The organism is Roseateles sp. GW821-FHT09H11 (genome assembly GCF_059415845.1).
The window spans coordinates 686,931-706,038 of sequence record NZ_JBWKOA010000001.1; the positions used below are offsets into that span (position 1 = coordinate 686,931).

Genomic DNA, 19,108 nt, shown 5'->3' on the forward strand with positions numbered 1-19,108 from the left:
CATGGGGGAAAAGACCGAACAACCCAGCCAGAAGAAGCTGGACGATGCGAAGAAGAAGGGCCAGTCGCCCAAGAGCCAGGACATCAACGCCGCGGCCGGCCTGCTGGTGATCACCGTCTGCCTGAGCGCCGCCAGCGCCACCGCGCTCAGCCATCTGGAGCGGCTGTTCGCGCTGGCCAGCGGCGTCGGGCTGCAGGCCAAGACGGACAGCGACGTGTTCGCCGTGGCCTACGACATCGCCATCGAGGGCTTGTGGATCGTGCTGCCCTTCGTCGTCGCGGCGATCTTCGTCGGCCTGATCGCGTCCTTCGCGCAGGTCGGCTTCAACATCACCTTCGAGCCGCTCACGCCCAACTTCGACAAGGTCAACCCGGGCTCCGGGCTGAAGAAGCTGATCTCGCTGCGCTCGATCATCGAGTTCGTGAAGACCGTGTTCAAGGCCATCCTGGTCGGCTGCGTGATCGCGATCATCACCATGGGCCTGATCCCGCTGATGGTCGGCGCCGCGACACAGACGCCGACAGGCGTGGCCACGGTCGCATGGACCGCGATGCTCAAGCTCTTCGTCGCCGCGGTGATCGCGCTGGTCGTGCTGGGTCCCGTGGACTTCGCGCTGCAGCGCTGGCTGTTCATCCGCGACCAGCGCATGGACAAGGACGAGCTCAAGCGCGAATACAAGGAAATGGAAGGCGATCCGATGGTCAAGGGCCAGCGCAAGCGCCTGGCCTTCGAGATGGCCAACAGCGATCCGAAGAAGACGGTGCCCAACGCGACCGTGGTCGTCACCAATCCGACGCACTACGCCGTCGCGCTGCGTTACCAGCCCGGCGTGACGCCGCTGCCGCTGATCGTCGCCAAGGGCGCGGACGCGCAGGCGATGGAGATCCGCCGCATCGCGGAAGCCTCGGGCGTGCCCATCGTCGGCGATCCGCCGCTGGCGCGCGCGCTGTTCAAGGTGCCCGTCGACGAGACGGTGCCCGAGGCGCTGTTCGAAGCCGTGGCCACGGTGCTGCGCTGGGTGGCGATGCTCGACGGCGTGGGGGCGAAGAGCAGTGGCGGTGGCAGTGGCGGTGGTGGCAGTAGCGGCAAACCAAGCGGGAGCAAGGCATGAGCAAGGCACTGGGTGACAAGAGCACCCTCGGCAACGACCTCGCGATGAGCTTCCTGGTGGTGGCGATCGTCGGCCTGATGATCCTGCCGCTGCCCACGGTGGCCATCGACACGCTGCTGGCGGTCAACCTGGCGGTGAGCGTGCTGCTGCTGATGACCTCGCTGTTCATCCCGAACGCGGTGGCGCTGTCCTCGTTCCCGTCGCTGCTGCTGTTCACGACGCTGTTCCGGCTGTCGCTGAACATCGCGTCGACCAAGTCCATCCTGCTGCACGCCGACGCCGGTCACCTGATCGAGAGCTTCGGTGAACTGGTCGTCGGCGGCAACTTGGTCGTGGGCATCGTGGTGTTCATCATCATCACGGTGGTGCAGTTCATCGTGATCTCCAAGGGCTCGGAGCGCGTGGCCGAGGTCGGCGCGCGTTTCACGCTGGACGCGATGCCGGGCAAGCAGATGAGCATCGACGCCGACCTGCGCGCGGGCCTGCTCACCGGCGACGAGGCGCGCCGCAAGCGCGCGCTGCTCGGCATGGAGAGCCAGATGCACGGCGGCATGGACGGCGCGATGAAGTTCGTCAAGGGCGACGCCATCGCGGGCCTGATCATCACGCTGGTCAACATCCTGGCGGGGATCGTCGTCGGGATCATGTACCACGGCATGACGGCGGGCGAGGCGGCCAACCGCTTCGCGGTGCTGTCGATCGGCGACGCGATGGTGTCGCAGATCCCGTCGCTGTTCATCTGCGTGGCCGCGGGCGTGCTGATCACCCGCGTGGCCGACGAGCATCAGAAGAAGCCGCGCTCGCTGGGGCAGGAGATCGTCGCGCAGATGACCGCCAACGTGCGGGCGATGTACCTCGCGGCGGGACTGACGGTGGCCTTCGCGGCGGTGCCGGGCTTCCCGGCGCTGCAGTTCCTGGCGCTGGGCATCGGCCTGGCGGCGGCGGGCCGCTACCTCGCGCGCCAGCGCAAGAGCGGCGAGGCGCAGAGCGTCTCCGCGCCCATCGCCGCGCTGCAGCGCGAGGGTGCCAAGGGCGACGCGCCGTCGATCATGCAGGAGGCACCGCACTTCTCGCGGCCGCTGGCCGTGCGCATGTCGCCGGCGCTGGCCGCGCTGCTGCTGCCGCACATGCTCGACCAGGCGATGGAGCGCGAGCGGCTGCAGTTGCAGGCCATGCTGGGCGTGCCCTTCCCCGGCGTGTGCATGTGGGTCGAGCCGAGCCTCGAGGACCTGCGCTTCGAGGTGCTGATCAACGACGTGCCGGTGCGGCACATCGAGCTGCCGGGCCGCCTGCTGCTGGTGCCCGCGGCGCTGGCGGGCGAGCCGTGGGCCGCTTCCGCAGCGACGCACGGCGCCCTGCTCGACCAAGCGCAATCGCAGTGGCTGCCGCCCGCGCAGGTGCCCGACGCGGAGCGCGCGAAGTGCCTGGACATCGAGCAGGTGATGGCGCGCCAGGTGATGCTGCTGCTGCGCCGCAACGCCCACCAGTTCATGGGCGTGCAGGAGATCCAGTGGATCGTCGACAAGGCCACGGCGGACTACCCGGGCCTGGTCGCCGAGGTGCAGAAGATCCTGCCGGTGCAGCGCATCGCCGAGGTGATGCGTCGGCTGCTCGAGGAGCAGGTGCCGATCCGCAACGTGCGCACGATCTTCGAGAGCCTGATCACCTGGGGCCCGAAGGAGAAGGACATGCTGCTGCTGACCGAGTACGTGCGCGGGGACCTCGGGCGCTACCTCGCGTTCGAGGCCAGCGGCGGACGCAACTACGTGTCGGCGATCCTGCTGGACGCGGGCGTCGAGCAGGCGATCCGCCAGTGCATCAAGCCGACGCCCACCGGCAACTACCTGGCGATGCCGCCGGAGAGCGCCGCGGCGATCACGGAGAAAGTGCTGCGCATCGCGGGCGAGACGCCCGAGGCGGGCGTGGCGGTGATCACGTCGATGGACATCCGGCGCTACGTCAAGAAGATCATCGAGTCGCGCCTGGAGGGACTGCGCGTCTACTCGTACCAGGAGCTGGGCAACCAGGTCGAGTTGCGGCCGCTCGGCCGCGTCGCGGCTTGAGCGTGACCGGACGAGCATGAACGACGAAGAGATCCGCCGCATCCGGCGCCTCGTCGTCGCGGATCCGCAGATCCCGCCGCTGCCGCTGCCGGTGGACCCCCGACAGGCGGAGCGCTTCCATCGCGCGCTTGGCGCCGTGCGGCGCGCGACGTCGTCGGCTGATGCCCCGCCGGAGACGCCGGCAGCGGCGCCCCCGCCCGCTCCGGAGCAGGCGCCGCCGTCGCGGCATGAGGCGATGCACGCGCCGGTCGTCGCAGTCGCCCTGCCGTCGCGCGAGCGCTCGGACCGCACCGACCGCAACGACCGGAAAGAGTCCGGCTCGCCTTCCCGCAGGAAGGACGCGTCGCGCAACGACGCTGTCCTCCTCGTCGACGGTCATCGTCCGCGACCGCCCGTGATCGCCGCGGCGGAGGCCGGCGCGCGGGAGGCCAGCGAAGCGCAGGAAGCGGAGGCCGAGCAGGACGCCGCGCTCGATCAAGCCGTCACCGCGCCGCCGATGCCCATCCCTCACGTGGCGTGGACGCCCCTGCCCGAGGGCTGGGAGCGCGAGCTGACCGACACGGTCGCCACGCTGTGCCGGAGCAGCGAGCCCAACTTCCACAGCTGGACCATCCAGGTGCCGGTCGACGCCGAGACCCTGCCCCACACCGAGCTGCGCCTGTCGTTTTCGCCTCACCAACTGACGCTTCGCTTCAGCACGCAGTCGACGCGCTCGCTCGCCCTAATTTCGGCCCACCAGTCGCAGCTGCGCGCGTTGCTGGTCCGCGCGCTGCCCGGCGACCGGCACATCGAGATCGACATCACATGAACCGGCCGACCTCCTCCGCATCGATGCTTCCTGCGAGCGCCGCCACGGCTGGCGTCGCTGGCGGCGCCGCCTTGGCGGACTCGACGACGCTTGCCGGCCGCCTGCCCGCGATGAGCGCCGCCGACGCCTCGCTGTCCCGCGTGGCGCACGATGCGCGCTTCGCCGACTGGCTGCGTGCCACGCTCCAGCATGCGGGCATCGGCATCACGCGACAGCGCGACGCGATGCCATGGCGTCTCACCGTCGAGTCGGCGCAGGGCCGTTTCCAGCTCGGGCTCGACGCGGTGGATTCGCCGGCGTTGCAGCTCGCCTGCGCCCATCAGCCGCGCGACACGGCCTGCGCGGTCGTGACGCTGCTGCTGGCCGGCTGGGCCGAGGCCTTCGCGCCGATGCTCGGGACGCTGCGCGTCGTGGACATCCAGCCGCTGGCCGACGCGGACACGCCGGAGCGCCTCGTCCCCCTCGTCCTTGGCGGCGCGATGCCCGTTGCCCTGCTGGACGCCGATCCCGGCGTGCTGGAGCGCGTCATCGCGACCGTCGCCGCTTCCGGCACCGACCTGACCCCGCTCGCGCAACTGCCGCTGCGCCCGGTGATCCGCCTCTTCGCGCGGACCTTCCCGCTGCGGGTGCTGCGCGGACTGCGTCCGGGCGACACCGTCCTCGCCGGCGGCCAACCCGCGCTGCTGCGCTGCGGCGTGGGCCGCGCGCTGCGCGCTTCCCTTCACATCGATCCCCAGGAGTTCACCGTGCACCTTGCCGAGCCGCCCGCCCTCTCCGACGACCCGGCTGCCCACGAGGCCGGGCACATGGCCGCACAGCTGTCCGGAGAAAGCACGGAAGCGCCGCAATCCGCCGGCTCGCTCGACGAGCTGCAATTGCCGGTCGCCTTCGAGCTGGACACCGCGCGCGTCAGCCTCGCCGAGCTGGCCAGCATGCAACCGGGCTATGCCGTCGAGCTCGACGTGCCGCTGCGCGAGGCCACGGTGCGCCTGGTCTGCCACGGCCGCACGCTGGGCCAGGGACAGCTGATCGCCATCGGCGACCACCTCGGCGTGCGCATCACCCGGCTGGAGTTCGCGCATGACGCCGCTGCAGCACGCTGATCCGGTCGCGCTCTTCCTGGTGCTGCTGGCGCTGGCGGCGCTGCCGTTCGCGGCGATGGTGGTCACCTCGTACACCAAGATCTCGATCGTGCTGGGCCTGCTGCGCAACGCGATCGGCGTGCAGCAGGTACCGCCGAACATGGTGCTCAACGGCGTGGCGATCATCATCTCCTGCTACATCATGGCGCCGGTCTTCATCGAGGCGACCAAGGGCATGAGCGCCGCGTCCGCCGGCAATCCGGCCGGCGGCTCCAGCACGCAGACGCTGATGGAGGCGGCCGATTCGGCGCGCGAGCCCTTCCGCAAGTTCCTCGACAAGCACGCCGAGGAGCGCGAGAAGCAGTTCTTCCTGAAGTCCGCCGCCATCATCTGGCCGGCCGACAAGGCGGCGGCGCTGAAGAAGGACGACCTGATCGTGCTGGCGCCGGCCTTCCTGCTGAGCGAGCTGACGGCGGCCTTCCGCATCGGTTTCCTGCTCTACCTGGCCTTCATCGTGATCGACATCGTCATCGCCAACGTGCTGCTGGCGATGGGCCTGTCGCAGGTGACGCCGAGCAACGTCGCCATCCCCTTCAAGCTGCTGCTGTTCGTCACGCTGGACGGCTGGTCGCGGCTGGTGCACGGGCTGGTGCTGACTTATCGATGAGCGACCGATGAGCACGCTGAACACGATGAAGACGCCGCCGACGCGGCAGACGCGCGCGACATGCGTCCGTGAGGAGGACCACCCATGAACTACGACGTGGTGGTGCAGCTCACCTCCGAGGCGCTGATGATGTGCGTGCTGCTGTCGCTGCCGGCGGTGGTGGTGTCGGCGCTGATCGGGCTGATCGTGTCGTTCTTCCAGGCGATCACGTCGCTGCAGGATTCGAGCATCTCGCAGGGCATCAAGCTGCTGGCGGTGACGGGCGTGGTGGTGGTGACGGCGCCATGGGCCGGGTCGACGCTGATGAAGTTCAGCGAGAACCTCTTCACGGCGGTGTTCCAGAAATGAAGCTCGACCGCGCGCGCCAGGGCGCCGAGGCCCAGCAGGCGCGGGAAGCGCAGGAGGCCGCGGGCAAGGGGCACACGCGCGGGAGCGGCTCGTCCGGGTATGCGGGCGGGATGCACAAGGGGAACGCGTACCGGCACGCGCCGCGGGCACAGGTGCCGACGCGACGCAACACCGGGCCGGCGCCCAAGCCGCGGCCTCGTCCGCCATCGACGGGCGCGCAAGGAGCGCACCCAGAGGACGAGCACCCGCAGATGCCGATGGACGATCCGCGGCAGATGGCTGCGGGCGGCGCGGGCGCGAACACGATGCGACCGGTGCAGGGTGCCGGCGGCAAGCAGCAGAAGCCGGATGCGGGGGAGCGTCAGGAGCAGGGATCGCTGAGCTCCCCGCCGCGCACGCGCATGCCGCCTCCACCGCCGGAAGTCCGCGAAGGCGCGGCCCTGCGCCGCAGCGCGCTGCCGGCGGCGGTGATGCTGCGATCGATGCCGACACCGGAGGGCAAGCCCCCGACGGTGCTGCTCGATGCGTTGGCGTCGCTGTACTTCAAGGGTGGCGGCACCGGCATCGCGGTCGGCGCGATGCGGCTCGCGGCGATGACCGCAGTGGCCCGACATCTGCCGGCGGACGCGACGCCGTCGCTGTCGGTCGTCAAGGCGGCGGCGGTGGCCTGGTGCGCGGCCAACGGTCCGCCGCCGTCGGCGACCGAGGCCCAGCGGAACGCCAACCTGCTGTTCCCGCTGAATGGTCTGCGCGCCCTCTTCCGTCCGCTCGACGCGCTGCGCGACGGCGTCGAGGCGCGCAGCAGTCAACTGCAACGGGCGCTCAAGCCGCTCCCCGCCGCCGAAGCAGCCCGCACGAAGGACTCTCAGTCATGAACGTCGAGCACTACCAGCAGCTCATCGTCGGCCTGTGCGAAGCCGTCGGACTGCCCGACGCCGAGGCCGCGCTCGCGCGCAGCGCGATCGAGGTCGAAGGCTTCGAGGTGCTGCTCGGCTACTACGACAACGACCCCGAGGCGATGTACCTGAACTTCACCTTCGGCAGCGTGACGTCGGGGCGCAGCCTGCGTGTCTATCGGTTGATGCTGGAGGCCAACCTGAGCCTGTATGCGCAGGACCAGGCGCAGCTCGGCCTGGATGCCGATTCAGGCGTGGTGCTGCTGGTGGTGCGGGTGCCGATGCTCGACGGGGTCGATGGACCCTACCTCGCGGACACCATCAACCACTACATCGAGCACGGCCGCTATTGGCGCGAGAACATCCTGCTGGCGGAGGATGAGATGTTCGAGAGCCTGTCGTTGGGGGAGTACACGTGGATGAGGGCGTGAGGGCCCTCATCTACTGAACCTCACTGCGCTGCCGGGGCCGCGTCCTCATCCACTTGATCGACCGGACTCACCCGGTATCCAGCACGCTGCAGATCTGAAAGAAGGCCCTCACATTGATGAGAGGTCCCTCTGTAAGGGAACAAGTGGGCTACACCGAGCGCAAGAAAATGGTTCTGTCCATCGCCCATTACTGACAGGCGATCCATCCACATCTCGTTGCGGGAGCACACGAAGGCGTCGTAGAAGAAACTAGGAGAAGTTCGATGCTCGATGAAAAGGTTGTGGATGGATTCATCGACTTTTGGGACCGCCAGGGCCTCGACCAAATTCTTCAGACCTGCGTGACGCCCTCGCGCCACTCGACGATCCATGGATGCGCGAGCAGTTCTGGCGCCATCTGAGCCATGGCCCCGAGGAACGTCTCCAGCGTCGTCGACATCAGGTCGATGACGTCGCGCGTTGAGACCGTCTGCACCGAAGGATCCGGTTGCCAGGTCGACCAGCTTCGGCAGGTCGCCACGCAGACCGGTCCGGCCGGCACCCAGTCGACGGTGCGCTCGACGCCTTGCTCGTAGAGGTCGATCTGCGCGGTCTGACCCGCTTGCAGTCGACGCAACGCATAGGGCAACTGCTCCAGGAAGATCCCGAGGTCGCACGACACGTCGACCGGCCAGCGTTGCTGACCAAAGCCGGACACACGGCACTCGCTCCGTGTGTCGAGCGCGCGGCAGATGTCCATCAGGATCGAGCGGACGTCATCTTCTCCGACACGATAGTCGCGCGCCTTGAAGCGCGGCGGCGCAATCAGATGGAGCTCGATGCGCATGTCGTCATGGCTCACCAAGCACGGCCTTCCTGATCTTCAAGACCAGTTCCTCCGGTCCCTCAATGGAAAGCCCGATGTAGGTCTCCGACTCCACGGTCAACACCTCACCATCGACGATGAAGCTCATGGACTCGAACTCCTGAGAGCCAGCGATTCCGCGAGTCTCTGTCGCTTCCTTGCGAGCTCCGAATTGGCGCAGCACATCGCCGAGCCTTAGGCGAAGCGCGTCATCGAACTCGTCGCCAAGGAAGTGGGTGGCCAAAGGAAAGCGGGGGCATCAGGGCGAGTCGATTCTCTGTGCGCTCGCGCACATGCCCACCACGGGAGTTCCCTTGGTGGGCATCCGAAGACAAGCAGGAGGCGGATGAGCGCTATCGCCGCGGCGCAGACCGCCGCCGCGCCACCAGCGCCAGCAGCCCCACGCCGGCCAGCATCAACCCGTACGTGGCCGGCTCCGGCACGACCGCCAGCGTCCAGACGCCGCGCGATCCGCTCAGTTGACCGGTGGAGTTGGTGAAGGTCTCGTAGAAGCCGTAGAGCTGCTCCTGCGAATCGGTGCTCCCAAGCCCCAGATAGTCATGCCGTCCGGTGGGCAGGATGTAGCGCCGTGACATGGACAGGTCCCAGTCGGTCGGCAACGCGAACATGCCGATGGCACCGATCGTCAGCGATGCCTCCATCTCCCGCTGCACCGGGCACTGGTCGCAGTACGGCACGAAGGGATAGACCAGTGTCTCGCTGTAGCGCGAGCCGTTGTCGTTCACGTTCAGCGTCATGGTGAAGCGCGACACGTCCTCCAGCGTGTCCCCCGCCGCCAGCAGGCGCGTGACAGGCATGTAGATGTCGGCATTCAGCACCACGTCCATGAACCGGTACTGGTCAGGATCCCCGGGATTGGCGCGCACGTTCTCCACGCGCATCTGGAAGACATTGCTGACGTAGTGATAGCGCAGCTCTTCCGCGGCAGCGGGCGACGCGCCCATCGACAGCGCCACTGCGAGCGCCAGCGCACACAGCAAGCGACAACGGGAAAGGAACGATGACAGTGCGTTCATGACAACTCCCTTCAAGACTCTTCGTCGACCGGAGCGGTCGCGGCAAGAAGCCTAAGCGGGCTGTCAACGCCTTTCCATCCGTGAAGCTGGGATCAGGGGCGCGTGATCAAGGCGGGAACGCCAACGTGCATGCCGCTCGCACGCCATCGTGTCCTAAGCATCTTTGCCTGGAGAACTCAGTTTCCCGCCGATGGCTCATCGCCCGCTGTGCCAGCACCATGGCTCGCCTATCGGAGAAACGATGCCAGACGTGCCGAAGCTTGCCGTCACGAATGCCGACGATCTGCGGCAAGAACCTGCGGCCTTGCGTCCCGGCACAGAAACCGTGCCCGCGCAGCGCAGCCGCGCGACGATGCCCGCGCTCGACACCAGCCCCCGCCAGTCGGCCCAGCGCCGACGCATCGCACAGCTGTTCGGCCCGGCCGCGAGACTTCCCGGCAAGACCGTCATGCAGCGCAAGGTGGGATTCGAACTGGAGTTCGGTGAGATTCGCGCCAAACCGGTCCCCAAGAGCACGGTGGTTCCAAGCAAGGGCCTGGCGATCAGTGGGGACAAGGGCGGGCACATCTACACCTTGGATGTCTTGACCTCGGGCAAGGACTTCGATGTCGAGGCCATCATTCCGGAGCTCGACGAGGAGACCGAGGGCAACAAGCACGTCATGTTGACGGCGCTGCGCAGCATTGACCGCCACGTCACGGACACGGCGTCAGCGCTGGGCAAGATCAACCCCGGCGGCAAGGGACAGTACGCACCGGAGCGCAACGGCGCCAGATTCGGATGGTCTCCCGACTTCAATTTCTACAAGCTTGGCGAAGGATTGAGCGGCAAGCTTCAGGCCACCGTCGGGTTGAGCCTTCCGGGCTTCTCCGAACTGAGACACGCGGACCCGGTGACCTTGGTCTCGACACTGCGAGAGAGACTCGCCTCGTCCTCCGAAAGCAAGGAATCTTCCTCCTCCAGCGGGAGTAAGGATCCTGTGCGCGAGGCGCTTCGAGAGACCGTCTCGAACATCGCCGGCGGCGACCCCGTCATCATGAGGAGCATCACCGCCAAGACGATCTCCTTCCTGCGCTCGACCGGATTCAAGAGTGGATCCTTCGCCCGCGAAGCCGACTCACTGATCGCGTTGTCGTCCTTGCTCATCGAACTCCCCGTCACCGTCCGCAAGGCTCAATTCGAGTACGTCAAATCGACCGCCGGTCGCCTCATGCACCGGAGCGACATGACGACCTTGTTCGGTCACTTGTCGCCGGAGTTGCGACTGCATCTGAAGACTTTCGCCACGACCTGGTCGCTCTTCCTCCTGGACAGCGTCGACGAGGTCCTGGTGGCGCAACGCCGCGTCGCGCCGCCTCAGTTCGAGAGGGACATGTCCGAAGAGGATCGGACCGAGCACAACTCCCACAGCGACCGCAGGATCATCCATCGACAGTCACCCGCGATCGTGAACAACTGGGCGATCAATATGGACGTCGAGCAGCGCCCTGACTATGGACAGGAGCTCACGCTGCAGAACTGGTACGAGTCGATCGTGCGCAATCACGTCGACCTGATGACGCGACACACCTATCCCGGCGACGCCGCGCAACGCGAGGGGCTCGAGTCCTACGGCGGCTACCGGGACAAGCAGGACATCCCGGAGCGCTCGCCAGAAGAGCGCCGGCCCATTTTCGAGTTCCGTCAACTGCCTGCGGGCGGTGACTTCATTGCCCAGGCGGAGATCGTCTGGGAACTCGTGCGATATCTCAATCGCACCCGGTCCGATTGACCTGAGACAGAGGGCCACCTCGTCGCCGCCGGATCACGGCGTCGGCGACGAAACGACCTCACCCTCGGCTGCAGGCACCGACGATGCCGGCGATGCAGGCCCGCTCGTTGCCAAACCCGCCTCCGGCCCGGCCTTCGCCGCCTCGGCCGCCCTCGCCCACTTCGCCATCTCCGCCGACAGGTTCTGCATCGACAGCGCCGGCCGGACCTGCTCGAAGAACACCGCCACCAGCAGCGACAGCAGCGCGATCGCGACCGCGCCCTTCACCGGCTGCGCCAGGTTGTTGGGCTCGAGCTTCTCCGCCGTCTTCGACAGGATGCCGAAGCCCAGGTCGATCAGCATCAGCACCAGCAGCGCCGGCGCGGCGATCTTGATCATCAGCTCCAGGTAGTGCCCCGTCTGCACGCGGACGAAGTCCTCCAGGATCGTCGACCACGCCGGCGACAGGCTGCCGATCGGCCACCAGTGGAAGGAGTCGAACAGGATGCCCGTCAGCATCAGCATCCCGCCCAGCAGGTAGAAACCGCTGATCGCCAGCTGCGACAGCAGGTTGCCGATCGGCGTGCTCTGCTCGCCGCTGAGCGGGTTGGTCTGCTGCACGTTGTTGTAGCCGGCCTGGTTGTCGATCAGCACGCCGACACCCTCCGCCACCCAGAACACCGTCGACGCGGCGAAGCCGAGCACCACGCCGATCAGCGCCTCCTTCGCGATCGTGGCCACCAGCTGGACCATGTCCATGCCGTGCACCAGCCCCGCCGGCTGGCCCCACGCGATGAACAGCGCCAGGCAGATGCACACGCCGTTGCGGATCGGTCCCTGCAGCACCTGGTCCGTCGTCGCCGGCAGCACCAGGAAGACCGCGTAGACGCGCAGCAGGCACACCGCCAGCAGCATCACGCCGTCCTGCAGCGTCGTGCCGAAGCCGATCACGCCGGCGAAGGTGTTGAACATCTCGTTCATGCGCCGGCCTCCGCCGCCACCGCCCTGGCCGCCGCTTCGGTCGCGCGCCGCTGTGCAACGCGGCGCGCGACCGCGGCCTCCTCGCTCTCTTCGTCCTGCGTGTCCTCGGCCTCCTGATCGATCTCGACGAGCCGCTTGCGCCGGCGCTCCTCGAGCTGCTCGATCTGCTGCTCGGCGCGCTGCAGCGCCTGCTTCGCGGCCAGCACGCGGGCCTCGGCCTGCGCCACCTGCGCCGCGGCCGTCCGCACGCCCTCCTCGGCCTGGCGGACCAGGTCCTGCAAGCCTTCGCGGACATAGGTCAGCGTGACCGCGTCCTGCGGGCTGAACGATGCCGAGGTGGCCAGCGCCTCGATCTGCGCCGCGCAGGCCTCCTCGTCGGCGACGCAGCCCTCGTGGCGCGCCTGCGCCGCCTGCTGTGCCGCCACCGCGGCGTCACGCTGCGCGGACTCGGCCTTGACCTGCTGCTCCATCGGTTCGAGCCGGCGGCGCTTGGCCCACAGCAGCAGCTTGAGCGAACGCAGGTCTTTCATCAACCGTTCACCAGCGCCTGCAGCTCGGCCACGGTCTGCTCGATCGGCCGCAGGTCCGAGGTCGCCTGGTTGAGGAACTCGCGGATCGCGCCGTGCTTGCGCACCGCCTCGTCGGCGAACGGGTCGTTGCCGGGCTTGTACTCGCCCATCTGGATCAGCAGCTCCATCTCGTCGTACTTGGCCATGAGCTTGCGCAGCCCGCCGTTGGCGGCCTGGTGGTCCTTGGGCACGATCTGCGACATCACCCGGCTCAGGCTGCCCAGCACGTCGATCGCCGGGTACTGGTTGCGCGCCGCGATCTTGCGCGACAGGATCAGGTGGCCGTCCAGGATGCCGCGCACCTCTTCGGCGATCGGGTCGCTGCCGCTGTCGTCCTCGGCCAGCACCGTGTAGAGCGCGGTGATCGAGCCCTTCGCGCCCATGCCCGTGCGCTCCAGCAGGCGCGGGATCTCCGCGAAGACCGACGGCGGATATCCGCGCCGCGCCGGCGACTCGCCCGCCGCCAGGCCGATCTCGCGCTGTGCGCGGGCGAAGCGGGTCAGCGAGTCCATCATCAGCAGCACCCGCAGCCCGCGGTCGCGGAAGTACTCGGCGATCGCCGTGGCGACGTGCGCCGCCTTCGCGCGCTCGATCGAGGAGCGGTCCGAGGTCGCGCACACCACCACCGAGCGCGCCATCCCCTCCTTGCCCATGATGATCTCGATGAACTCGCGCACCTCGCGGCCGCGCTCGCCGATCAGCGCGATGACGCTGATGTCGCACTGCGTGCCGCGCGCGAGCATGCCCATCAAGGTGCTCTTGCCGACACCCGCCGGCGCGAAGATGCCCATCCGTTGGCCTTCGCCCAGCGTGATCATCCCGTCGATGATCTTCACGCCGGTCGGCAGCGGATGCTCGATCATTTCCCGGTCCATCGGACTGGGCGGCATCGCGAAGACCGGCCGCCGCTCCTCGCAGACGATCGCCGGTCCGCCATCCACCGGTTGGCCAAGGCTGTCGACCACGCGTCCCAGCAGCGCGTCGCCGACGGCGATGCTCTGGATCTCGCCGAGCCCGACGACCTGCGTCTGGCCCGCCGCCACGCCGAGGATCGAGCCGAACGGCGACAGGATGGTCTGGCCGTTGGAGAAGCCGATCACCTCCGCCACCTGCAGCAGCCCGCCGTTGGCGTCGAGCAGGTGGCACATCTCGCCGAGCTTGGCCGACAGGCCGCTCGCGCGCACCAGCGTACCGATCACCTCGACGACCTTGCCGGTGCGGTTCAGCGTCTCGGCGCCGGCGAGCTCGAGCTCCATCCAGCGGCCGAGCTCGTCCAGGTTCATCGAGGCGAGGCGGTCAGGCGCGTTCATCGATCAGCTCTCGGCCACCGCGCGCTTGACGGCGCGCGACATCGCCGCGCGCAGCGCGTCGAGCTGCGTGGTCAGGCTCGCGTCGACCACGCCCATGTCCGATTCGAAGAGGCAGCTGCCCGCCGGCAGCGCCGGATCGACGACGACCTCGACGGACAGTCCGGCCGACTGCAGTTCCGGCACGGCGGCGATGCCGTCGCGCGCGGCGTCGAAGTCGGCATGGCTGACCTTGAGCGTCAGCGCCGTCGCCGAGCGCGACAGCGCCTGCACGCTGCGCAGCGCGCGCTGGTACAGCGCGGCGCGGCCCTCGGTCTGCACGATGCGCTCGACGGCGCTGGTGACCACCTCGGCCATGCGTTCATGCAGGCCGCGCACGGCGTCGGCCTGATCGACCGCGCGACCGGCCTGTCGTTCGTGCCAGGCGAGCGCGGCCTGCCGTTCGCCCTCGGCGCGTCCGGCCTCGCAGGCGGCGTCGATCTGCGCCTGCGCGTCGCGCAGCAGCGCCTCGGCCCGCGCCTGCGCATCGGACACGATGCGTTCCGCCTCCGCCTGCGCCTGCGCGATCAGCGCCTCGGCACGCGCGGTGGCCGCGCGGCGGATCTCGTCGTCGTGCCGCAGCAGCGTGACGTCGCTCGCGCGCAGGATGCCGTGAGGCGCTGCCGCGGCGGCGCCGTCGTCCGTGTGCGTCGATGTCTTCACCCAGATCAGCATGGCCACTCCACATCGGCTTCCGCGAGCGCCGCCAGCGACGCGGCCACGTTCCGTTCCGCCGCGACGGGCGAGGCGAGCACCTCGTCCACCGCCGTCCGCGGCAGCGACCAGCGCACCATCTGCCGCACCGGAACGTCCTCCGCCGACAAGGCCGCGGACCAGTCGGCGAAGCCGACGCACGCCCATTGCACCGGCGTCCAGGCGGCCTGTCCGGCCTCGACCGGCCGGCCGCGCGCGCTCATGGCCGCCAGCGGCGCGAAGTGCTCACCGAGCGCGCGTTGCAGCGGCGCGCGCACCGTGCGGTCGATGCAGCAGCGCAGCACGCCCGGACGACGGGCCAGCGCCAGCGTGCACAGCCGCTGCAGCAGTTCACCGCGAGGCAGCAGGCCGAGCCGCGGCAGCGGATCCGCGAATCGGCCCAGCGCGGGCAGTCCGCCGCCCGGCGCCATGCGGTCGCGCCACAAGCGCGGCCACAACGCGGCGGCGCTCTCCGGCGGCAGCGCCTCCAGGAAGGCCCAGGGGCCGAGCAGTTCGTCCTGCCAGCTCGCATCCAGGTCGTCGACCAGGCCGCGCAGCTTGCCGTCGAAACTGACGGCCCAGGCCGCGAGCTGCTCGGGCGCGGCCATGGTCATGCGCCGCCGGCGTCGGCCACAGGCACCGCGGCTCCGGCGGCGGCGCCCGGCGCCAGTCGACGGCCCAGTCCCCGCGGCAGCAGGCCCGGCTTCTTCCAGGCGATCACGCCGATCACCGCGCCCGCCAGCAGCAGCACCGCCAGCACGCCGCCGGCGACCCACGCCCAGGTGGCGTCCGCCACCGCGTGACGCGGCGATGTCGGCAGCATCGCGCCCGGCACCAGGGTCACCGTGACGTTCTCGTAGGTCAGGCCTTCGACGCTGCGCGCGACCATGCTCTTGATCGACGGCGCCAGCTGCGGCACGTCGATCTCCGGCCGGTACTTGACGAACACCGATGCGCTCGACGGCTTCACCGTCGTCGCCATCGGGTCGTTGTTGGGCAGCACGATGTGCACCTTGGCCACGATCACGCCGTCGATCTTGGACAGCGTGCTGGAGAGCTCCTGCGACACGCCGTGGATGAAGCGCACCCGCTCCTCCGTCGGCGTGGAGATCAGCCCTTCCTTCTTGAACATGTCGCCCAGCGACACGTACTTGTCCGACGGCAGGCCGTTGGCGCGCAGGATGTCCAGTGCGTTCACCACCTCCTGCTCGTCGACGGCGACGTTCCAGGTCTTGCCCCCGTCGCCGCTTTTCTTCTCCGCCTCCACGCCCCGCTGCAGCAGCGCGGCGACCATGTCGTTGGCCTCCGCCTCGGTGCGCTTGGTGTAGAGATCGGTCTTGCATCCGGCCAGCAGCGTGATGAGCAGGACCAGCGCCAGCAGGTAGACCACGTGCCACGAGGCCCTGGAGCGATCGGACGCGGCGGCGGCGTCCGAGCCCTCCACCGCCCTCGCCGCGCTGGCTCCGCGGGTCCCGCCCGTCGCATGCACCGCGCCCCCGAAGGGATCCGCCTGAGGATGGGCGCTCATGTCACTGGTTCTTCATCAACGTCTGCAGGCCGTTCTTGCTGCTCTGCGCGACGGAGGTGCAGGCCGAGAACTGCAGGCCCTGCGTGGCGACCTGCAGGTTCAGCTCCATCGAGCGCGCGGTCAGCTCCTGCAGGTTCATGTTGGGGGCATCGGCGACGTAGCGCTGCATGTCCGCGGTGACCTGGCGCGACGCGTCGTCCAGCGTGTGCAGCGTCTTCGTCATGGTCGAGTCCTTGGGGCCGACGGCGTGCGTCGCCGACGGATCGGGCTGCGGCTCGCGCGCCATCAGCTGCTCGAACTTCTGCGTCTGCGCCTGCAGGTCCGGCGTCGGCGTCGCGGCCTGCCGGATCATCTCGTGCGCGGAGATCGCTTGGATGGGATCGGTCATGGCTGCTCCTCAGGCCCGCATGTAGGCCATCTGCGAGAGGTCGATCGTCAGCGCGGGCGGCGTGGTGGACTCGGCCTCCGCGTCATCGCCGCCCGACTCCGCGTTCGCTTCGTCGGGATTCAGCAGCGAGCGGACCATGTCCAGTGCCTCGGCATTGGTAGACGTGTGCAGCACGTCTTCGGCGGTCGCGCGCCATCCCGCGTCGCCGGTGGCGAACTGGCAGTAGGCGAGGAAGGCCTTGGCCGTCGACCATTCGGGTGCGGTGGCATCGAGGTTGCGCAGCGTGCGCATCGCGTCGGCCCAATGACCGCGTTTCATCGCGATCCAGGCTTCGAAGAAGTCGAGCTGGGACACCTTGGGACGCAGCAGGCGCACGGCGCCCAACAGGGTTTCGGCGTCGTCCAGCAGCTCGCGGTCCACCGCCAGGCTCACCAGGCCGACCAGGCCGGAGACGAAGTCTTTGCGTTGCAACGAGGAATCGATCATGTCTGCTCCATGGCTCGTGCCGTGCACGGCCGGTCTCAGAAAAGCGTTGGGGGCTCGGAGTCAAAAGATGCTCAGTGACCCATGGCTGCCGAGGCCCTGATTGGGGATGCAGCGCTAGGCGCAGACCGGAGACATAGCGGCGCTATGTCGAGGATCTGCAACGACGCGCTGCGCCCCAAGCGGGGTCTCGGCGGCCGTGGGTCAGCCGCGGGCGAGGGTTTTCTCGAGATCGCTCTTGCTGTACTTGTTGTCGCCCTGCTGGTCGAACTTGCCGTCGGCGGTCTGCCGCGCGACGTCCGTGCCCTTGTTGAGCGCGGTGTCGTTCACGAACTTCTGGGCGGCGGCCTGCAGCTCGAACGACGGCAGGAGGCCGTTGGGCATCTGCTTGCCCTGGGCGACGTCCTTCAAGGTGTCCAGGTCGAAGGTCTTGCCGTTCTTGGACAGCGCGTCGAAGTTGTCCTTCAACGTCGAGATCGTCGAGTGCTGGTCGGCGTTCAGACCCTGCTTCTGGATGGAAGCGGTCAGGTCGCCGATGCCGATCTTGTCGTCGCCGCCCTTGTTCTTCAGGGCGAGGCCCATCTTGCCGAGCGCGTTGTCGCGGTCCGCCGTGTCCAGCTGACCCATCTTCTTCTCGCCGGCTTCGCTGCGCAGGAACTTCGCGGCCTGCTGGAACTCAGGCGTGAAGTCCTGGGGACGCATGCCCTTCGGGCAAATGCCGTTGGCGGCGTCGTCCAGTTCCTTGCCGCTGATCATCTTCATGCCGGAGTCGGTCATGGCCTTGAACAGCGCGCGTTCCGCGCGATTGCCGTCCATCGGACCGGTCTCGCCCTGCGGGCTGATCGATCCGCCCAGCGGAGCCGCGCCGCCGCCGGCACCGGCGCCGACCAGCGAGCCCGCGGCGCCCAGCGCGCTGCTCAGGCCGCCGATGGCCTGGCTCAGACCGCCCAGCAGCTGATTGGCGCCGCCCAGACCGCCGCCCAGCCCACCAGCGGCTTGCCCCAGGCCGCCCGCCGCCTGACCCAGTCCGCCCAGGGCCTGGTTCAGTCCGTTGAGGCCTTGCGACAGGCCGCCCAGCGCGCCGAGCGCGCCGGCGAGCGGGCCGCCCTGGCCGCCCTGCAGCGCGTTCAGGCCTTGCGTCAGGCCGCCCAGCGCCTGACCGATGCCGCCGAGGCTCTGGCCGATGCCGCCCAGCGCCTGGCCCAGTCCGCCCAGCGGCGAATTCGCCAGCTGGCCCATCTGGCCGATGGCCTGACCGATGCTTTGACCGGCGCCGCTCATCGCGGCCGCGATCGGGTTCTGCAGCAGCTGTTCCAGCGGCCGCAGCAGCTGGGTCAGGCCCTGCAATCCTTGTTGAAGTCCCTGAAGCGCCTGCTGGATGCCGGCCAGGGGGCTCTGCAGCCCCTGCAGCATGTTCAGCGGCGATTGTTGGAGAAGTTGAATGCTCATCTAATTCGCTCCGACAGAGGTTGGATGCGGTGACGCGTCGTGCGCGCAGCGCGGGTCACACCAGTCCCTTGACGCTGTCGCCGCCGGCCTTGAACTTCTTGCCCAGCGCCTCCGACATGGACGCCATCTGGCTCATGCGGCCCATCTCCAGGTTGTTGGCGATGGTCTGCTTGCTCTGGGCCTTCAGCTCGGCCATGAACATCTGCGACGACGCGGAGGCTTCGGCCGACTGGGCCTGAGCCATCGGCGCCCCCGGGAGGGTTGCGGACATGGGGTTCTCCTTGCGGGGCACGGAGCGACCGCGCCGGACCCGGACGGGACCGGCGCGGCCGCCGCGGCGTCAGACCAGGCCTTTGACGCTGTCGCCGGAAGCCTTGAACTTCTTGCCCAGCGCTTCCGACATGGAAGCCTGCTGGCTCATGCGGCCCATTTCCAGGTTGTTGCGCATCTGCTCGGCGTTCTGGGCGCGCATTTCGCCCATCATCTGTTGCATGTCGGCGGAAGCGCCAGCGCCTTGGGAATTGACTTGACCTGCCATGTTTCTCTCCTGGTGATACGGAAGACAACTTCCGGAATGAAAGTGCACGAGGCACTGCTTGCCCGTGGGACGAACCCTTCGCCCCATCGGATCTGG

The 19,108-nt window shown here is 68.5% G+C and carries 23 protein-coding genes; 9 read left to right on the plus strand and 14 right to left on the minus strand.

Annotated elements, in window-relative coordinates; all coding sequences use genetic code 11:
• The first annotated feature begins 1 nt into the window (after position 1).
• From sctU to AC07PR_RS02660, 8 genes are all read left to right on the plus strand, one after another.
• Entirely contained in the window at positions 2 to 1,111 is a 1,110-nt protein-coding gene (gene sctU / locus AC07PR_RS02625) for a type III secretion system export apparatus subunit SctU (RefSeq protein ID WP_483106362.1), read from the plus strand.
• The gene (gene sctV, locus AC07PR_RS02630) at positions 1,108 to 3,174 is read left to right on the plus strand and encodes a type III secretion system export apparatus subunit SctV (protein ID WP_495134312.1); all 2,067 of its coding nucleotides are present in this window, start codon (positions 1,108 to 1,110) and stop codon (positions 3,172 to 3,174) included. Before sctU ends, sctV begins: the two co-directional genes overlap by 4 nt.
• Before the next feature lie 16 nt (positions 3,175 to 3,190).
• On the plus strand, positions 3,191 to 3,982 hold the full coding sequence (locus AC07PR_RS02635; RefSeq protein WP_495134313.1) for a type III secretion HpaP family protein: 792 nt from the start codon (positions 3,191 to 3,193) through the stop codon (positions 3,980 to 3,982).
• Entirely contained in the window at positions 3,979 to 5,085 is a 1,107-nt protein-coding gene (locus tag AC07PR_RS02640; RefSeq protein WP_495134314.1) for a FliM/FliN family flagellar motor switch protein, read from the plus strand. The genes AC07PR_RS02635 and AC07PR_RS02640 overlap by 4 nt, the downstream gene beginning before the upstream one ends.
• Positions 5,063 to 5,731: a type III secretion system export apparatus subunit SctR gene (gene sctR, locus AC07PR_RS02645; RefSeq protein ID WP_483106358.1), complete on the plus strand. Its 669-nt coding sequence runs from the start codon at positions 5,063 to 5,065 to the stop codon at positions 5,729 to 5,731. The genes AC07PR_RS02640 and sctR overlap by 23 nt, the downstream gene beginning before the upstream one ends.
• Positions 5,732 to 5,815: 84 nt before the next feature.
• On the plus strand, positions 5,816 to 6,079 hold the full coding sequence (sctS, locus tag AC07PR_RS02650) for a type III secretion system export apparatus subunit SctS (protein ID WP_088404105.1): 264 nt from the start codon (positions 5,816 to 5,818) through the stop codon (positions 6,077 to 6,079).
• Positions 6,076 to 6,954 carry a hypothetical protein gene (locus tag AC07PR_RS02655; protein ID WP_495134315.1) on the plus strand — a complete coding sequence of 293 codons (879 nt, stop codon included), beginning with the start codon at positions 6,076 to 6,078 and terminating at the stop codon, positions 6,952 to 6,954. Before sctS ends, AC07PR_RS02655 begins: the two co-directional genes overlap by 4 nt.
• Positions 6,951 to 7,406, plus strand: coding sequence for a CesT family type III secretion system chaperone (locus AC07PR_RS02660; RefSeq protein ID WP_377155129.1), 456 nt, complete (start codon positions 6,951 to 6,953; stop codon positions 7,404 to 7,406). Before AC07PR_RS02655 ends, AC07PR_RS02660 begins: the two co-directional genes overlap by 4 nt.
• A gap of 331 nt (positions 7,407 to 7,737) precedes the next feature.
• On the opposite strand, the gene AC07PR_RS02665 is transcribed toward AC07PR_RS02660, so the two are convergent.
• From AC07PR_RS02665 to AC07PR_RS02675, 3 genes are all read right to left on the minus strand, one after another.
• Positions 7,738 to 8,232 (minus strand): hypothetical protein, encoded by a 495-nt coding sequence (locus AC07PR_RS02665; protein WP_495134316.1) that lies wholly within the window; start codon positions 8,230 to 8,232, stop codon positions 7,738 to 7,740.
• A gap of 4 nt (positions 8,233 to 8,236) precedes the next feature.
• Complete coding sequence (locus AC07PR_RS02670) at positions 8,237 to 8,359, minus strand: hypothetical protein (RefSeq protein ID WP_483106352.1); 123 nt, start codon at positions 8,357 to 8,359, stop codon at positions 8,237 to 8,239.
• Positions 8,360 to 8,603: 244 nt separating this feature from the next.
• Positions 8,604 to 9,287: a PEP-CTERM sorting domain-containing protein gene (locus tag AC07PR_RS02675; RefSeq protein ID WP_495134317.1), complete on the minus strand. Its 684-nt coding sequence runs from the start codon at positions 9,285 to 9,287 to the stop codon at positions 8,604 to 8,606.
• A gap of 250 nt (positions 9,288 to 9,537) precedes the next feature.
• Between AC07PR_RS02675 and AC07PR_RS02680 the strand changes: the two genes are divergently transcribed.
• On the plus strand, positions 9,538 to 11,058 hold the full coding sequence (locus tag AC07PR_RS02680; protein ID WP_495134318.1) for a hypothetical protein: 1,521 nt from the start codon (positions 9,538 to 9,540) through the stop codon (positions 11,056 to 11,058).
• 33 nt (positions 11,059 to 11,091) lie between these two features.
• On the opposite strand, the gene sctT is transcribed toward AC07PR_RS02680, so the two are convergent.
• From sctT to AC07PR_RS02735, 11 genes are all read right to left on the minus strand, one after another.
• Entirely contained in the window at positions 11,092 to 12,018 is a 927-nt protein-coding gene (sctT, locus tag AC07PR_RS02685) for a type III secretion system export apparatus subunit SctT (protein WP_495134319.1), read from the minus strand.
• Positions 12,015 to 12,548, minus strand: a complete 534-nt coding sequence (locus AC07PR_RS02690; RefSeq protein ID WP_495134320.1) for a hypothetical protein — start codon at positions 12,546 to 12,548, stop codon at positions 12,015 to 12,017. The genes sctT and AC07PR_RS02690 overlap by 4 nt, the downstream gene beginning before the upstream one ends.
• On the minus strand, positions 12,548 to 13,897 hold the full coding sequence (gene sctN / locus AC07PR_RS02695; protein ID WP_377155138.1) for a type III secretion system ATPase SctN: 1,350 nt from the start codon (positions 13,895 to 13,897) through the stop codon (positions 12,548 to 12,550). Before sctN ends, AC07PR_RS02690 begins: the two co-directional genes overlap by 1 nt.
• Positions 13,898 to 13,900: 3 nt before the next feature.
• The gene (gene sctL, locus AC07PR_RS02700; protein WP_495134321.1) at positions 13,901 to 14,608 is read right to left on the minus strand and encodes a type III secretion system stator protein SctL; all 708 of its coding nucleotides are present in this window, start codon (positions 14,606 to 14,608) and stop codon (positions 13,901 to 13,903) included.
• Positions 14,602 to 15,240 carry a type III secretion protein HrpB4 gene (locus AC07PR_RS02705; RefSeq protein ID WP_495134322.1) on the minus strand — a complete coding sequence of 213 codons (639 nt, stop codon included), beginning with the start codon at positions 15,238 to 15,240 and terminating at the stop codon, positions 14,602 to 14,604. The genes sctL and AC07PR_RS02705 overlap by 7 nt, the downstream gene beginning before the upstream one ends.
• The gene (gene sctJ, locus AC07PR_RS02710; protein WP_495134323.1) at positions 15,237 to 16,154 is read right to left on the minus strand and encodes a type III secretion system inner membrane ring lipoprotein SctJ; all 918 of its coding nucleotides are present in this window, start codon (positions 16,152 to 16,154) and stop codon (positions 15,237 to 15,239) included. The genes AC07PR_RS02705 and sctJ overlap by 4 nt, the downstream gene beginning before the upstream one ends.
• A 1-nt stretch (position 16,155) precedes the next feature.
• Entirely contained in the window at positions 16,156 to 16,542 is a 387-nt protein-coding gene (locus tag AC07PR_RS02715; RefSeq protein ID WP_377155142.1) for a hypothetical protein, read from the minus strand.
• A gap of 9 nt (positions 16,543 to 16,551) precedes the next feature.
• On the minus strand, positions 16,552 to 17,028 hold the full coding sequence (locus AC07PR_RS02720) for an HrpB1 family type III secretion system apparatus protein (protein WP_483106346.1): 477 nt from the start codon (positions 17,026 to 17,028) through the stop codon (positions 16,552 to 16,554).
• Between the two features lie 201 nt (positions 17,029 to 17,229).
• Positions 17,230 to 18,474 (minus strand): hypothetical protein, encoded by a 1,245-nt coding sequence (locus AC07PR_RS02725; RefSeq protein ID WP_495134324.1) that lies wholly within the window; start codon positions 18,472 to 18,474, stop codon positions 17,230 to 17,232.
• 55 nt (positions 18,475 to 18,529) lie between these two features.
• Positions 18,530 to 18,745, minus strand: coding sequence for a hypothetical protein (locus AC07PR_RS02730; RefSeq protein WP_431103511.1), 216 nt, complete (start codon positions 18,743 to 18,745; stop codon positions 18,530 to 18,532).
• 69 nt (positions 18,746 to 18,814) lie between these two features.
• Positions 18,815 to 19,012, minus strand: coding sequence for a hypothetical protein (locus AC07PR_RS02735; protein WP_377155147.1), 198 nt, complete (start codon positions 19,010 to 19,012; stop codon positions 18,815 to 18,817).
• Positions 19,013 to 19,108 lie beyond the last annotated feature (96 nt).

Coding starts and splice junctions, on each gene's coding strand:
- sctU (WP_483106362.1), top strand. CDS start 2: ATGGGGGAAAAGACCGAACAACCCAGCCAGAAGAAGCTGGACGATGCG.
- sctV (WP_495134312.1), top strand. CDS start 1,108: ATGAGCAAGGCACTGGGTGACAAGAGCACCCTCGGCAACGACCTCGCG.
- AC07PR_RS02635 (WP_495134313.1), top strand. CDS start 3,191: ATGAACGACGAAGAGATCCGCCGCATCCGGCGCCTCGTCGTCGCGGAT.
- AC07PR_RS02640 (WP_495134314.1), top strand. CDS start 3,979: ATGAACCGGCCGACCTCCTCCGCATCGATGCTTCCTGCGAGCGCCGCC.
- sctR (WP_483106358.1), top strand. CDS start 5,063: ATGACGCCGCTGCAGCACGCTGATCCGGTCGCGCTCTTCCTGGTGCTG.
- sctS (WP_088404105.1), top strand. CDS start 5,816: ATGAACTACGACGTGGTGGTGCAGCTCACCTCCGAGGCGCTGATGATG.
- AC07PR_RS02655 (WP_495134315.1), top strand. CDS start 6,076: ATGAAGCTCGACCGCGCGCGCCAGGGCGCCGAGGCCCAGCAGGCGCGG.
- AC07PR_RS02660 (WP_377155129.1), top strand. CDS start 6,951: ATGAACGTCGAGCACTACCAGCAGCTCATCGTCGGCCTGTGCGAAGCC.
- AC07PR_RS02665 (WP_495134316.1), bottom strand. CDS start 8,232: ATGCGCATCGAGCTCCATCTGATTGCGCCGCCGCGCTTCAAGGCGCGC.
- AC07PR_RS02670 (WP_483106352.1), bottom strand. CDS start 8,359: ATGAGCTTCATCGTCGATGGTGAGGTGTTGACCGTGGAGTCGGAGACC.
- AC07PR_RS02675 (WP_495134317.1), bottom strand. CDS start 9,287: ATGAACGCACTGTCATCGTTCCTTTCCCGTTGTCGCTTGCTGTGTGCG.
- sctT (WP_495134319.1), bottom strand. CDS start 12,018: ATGAACGAGATGTTCAACACCTTCGCCGGCGTGATCGGCTTCGGCACG.
- AC07PR_RS02690 (WP_495134320.1), bottom strand. CDS start 12,548: ATGAAAGACCTGCGTTCGCTCAAGCTGCTGCTGTGGGCCAAGCGCCGC.
- sctN (WP_377155138.1), bottom strand. CDS start 13,897: ATGAACGCGCCTGACCGCCTCGCCTCGATGAACCTGGACGAGCTCGGC.
- sctL (WP_495134321.1), bottom strand. CDS start 14,608: ATGCTGATCTGGGTGAAGACATCGACGCACACGGACGACGGCGCCGCC.
- AC07PR_RS02705 (WP_495134322.1), bottom strand. CDS start 15,240: ATGACCATGGCCGCGCCCGAGCAGCTCGCGGCCTGGGCCGTCAGTTTC.
- sctJ (WP_495134323.1), bottom strand. CDS start 16,154: ATGAGCGCCCATCCTCAGGCGGATCCCTTCGGGGGCGCGGTGCATGCG.
- AC07PR_RS02715 (WP_377155142.1), bottom strand. CDS start 16,542: ATGACCGATCCCATCCAAGCGATCTCCGCGCACGAGATGATCCGGCAG.
- AC07PR_RS02720 (WP_483106346.1), bottom strand. CDS start 17,028: ATGATCGATTCCTCGTTGCAACGCAAAGACTTCGTCTCCGGCCTGGTC.
- AC07PR_RS02725 (WP_495134324.1), bottom strand. CDS start 18,474: ATGAGCATTCAACTTCTCCAACAATCGCCGCTGAACATGCTGCAGGGG.
- AC07PR_RS02730 (WP_431103511.1), bottom strand. CDS start 18,745: ATGTCCGCAACCCTCCCGGGGGCGCCGATGGCTCAGGCCCAGTCGGCC.
- AC07PR_RS02735 (WP_377155147.1), bottom strand. CDS start 19,012: ATGGCAGGTCAAGTCAATTCCCAAGGCGCTGGCGCTTCCGCCGACATG.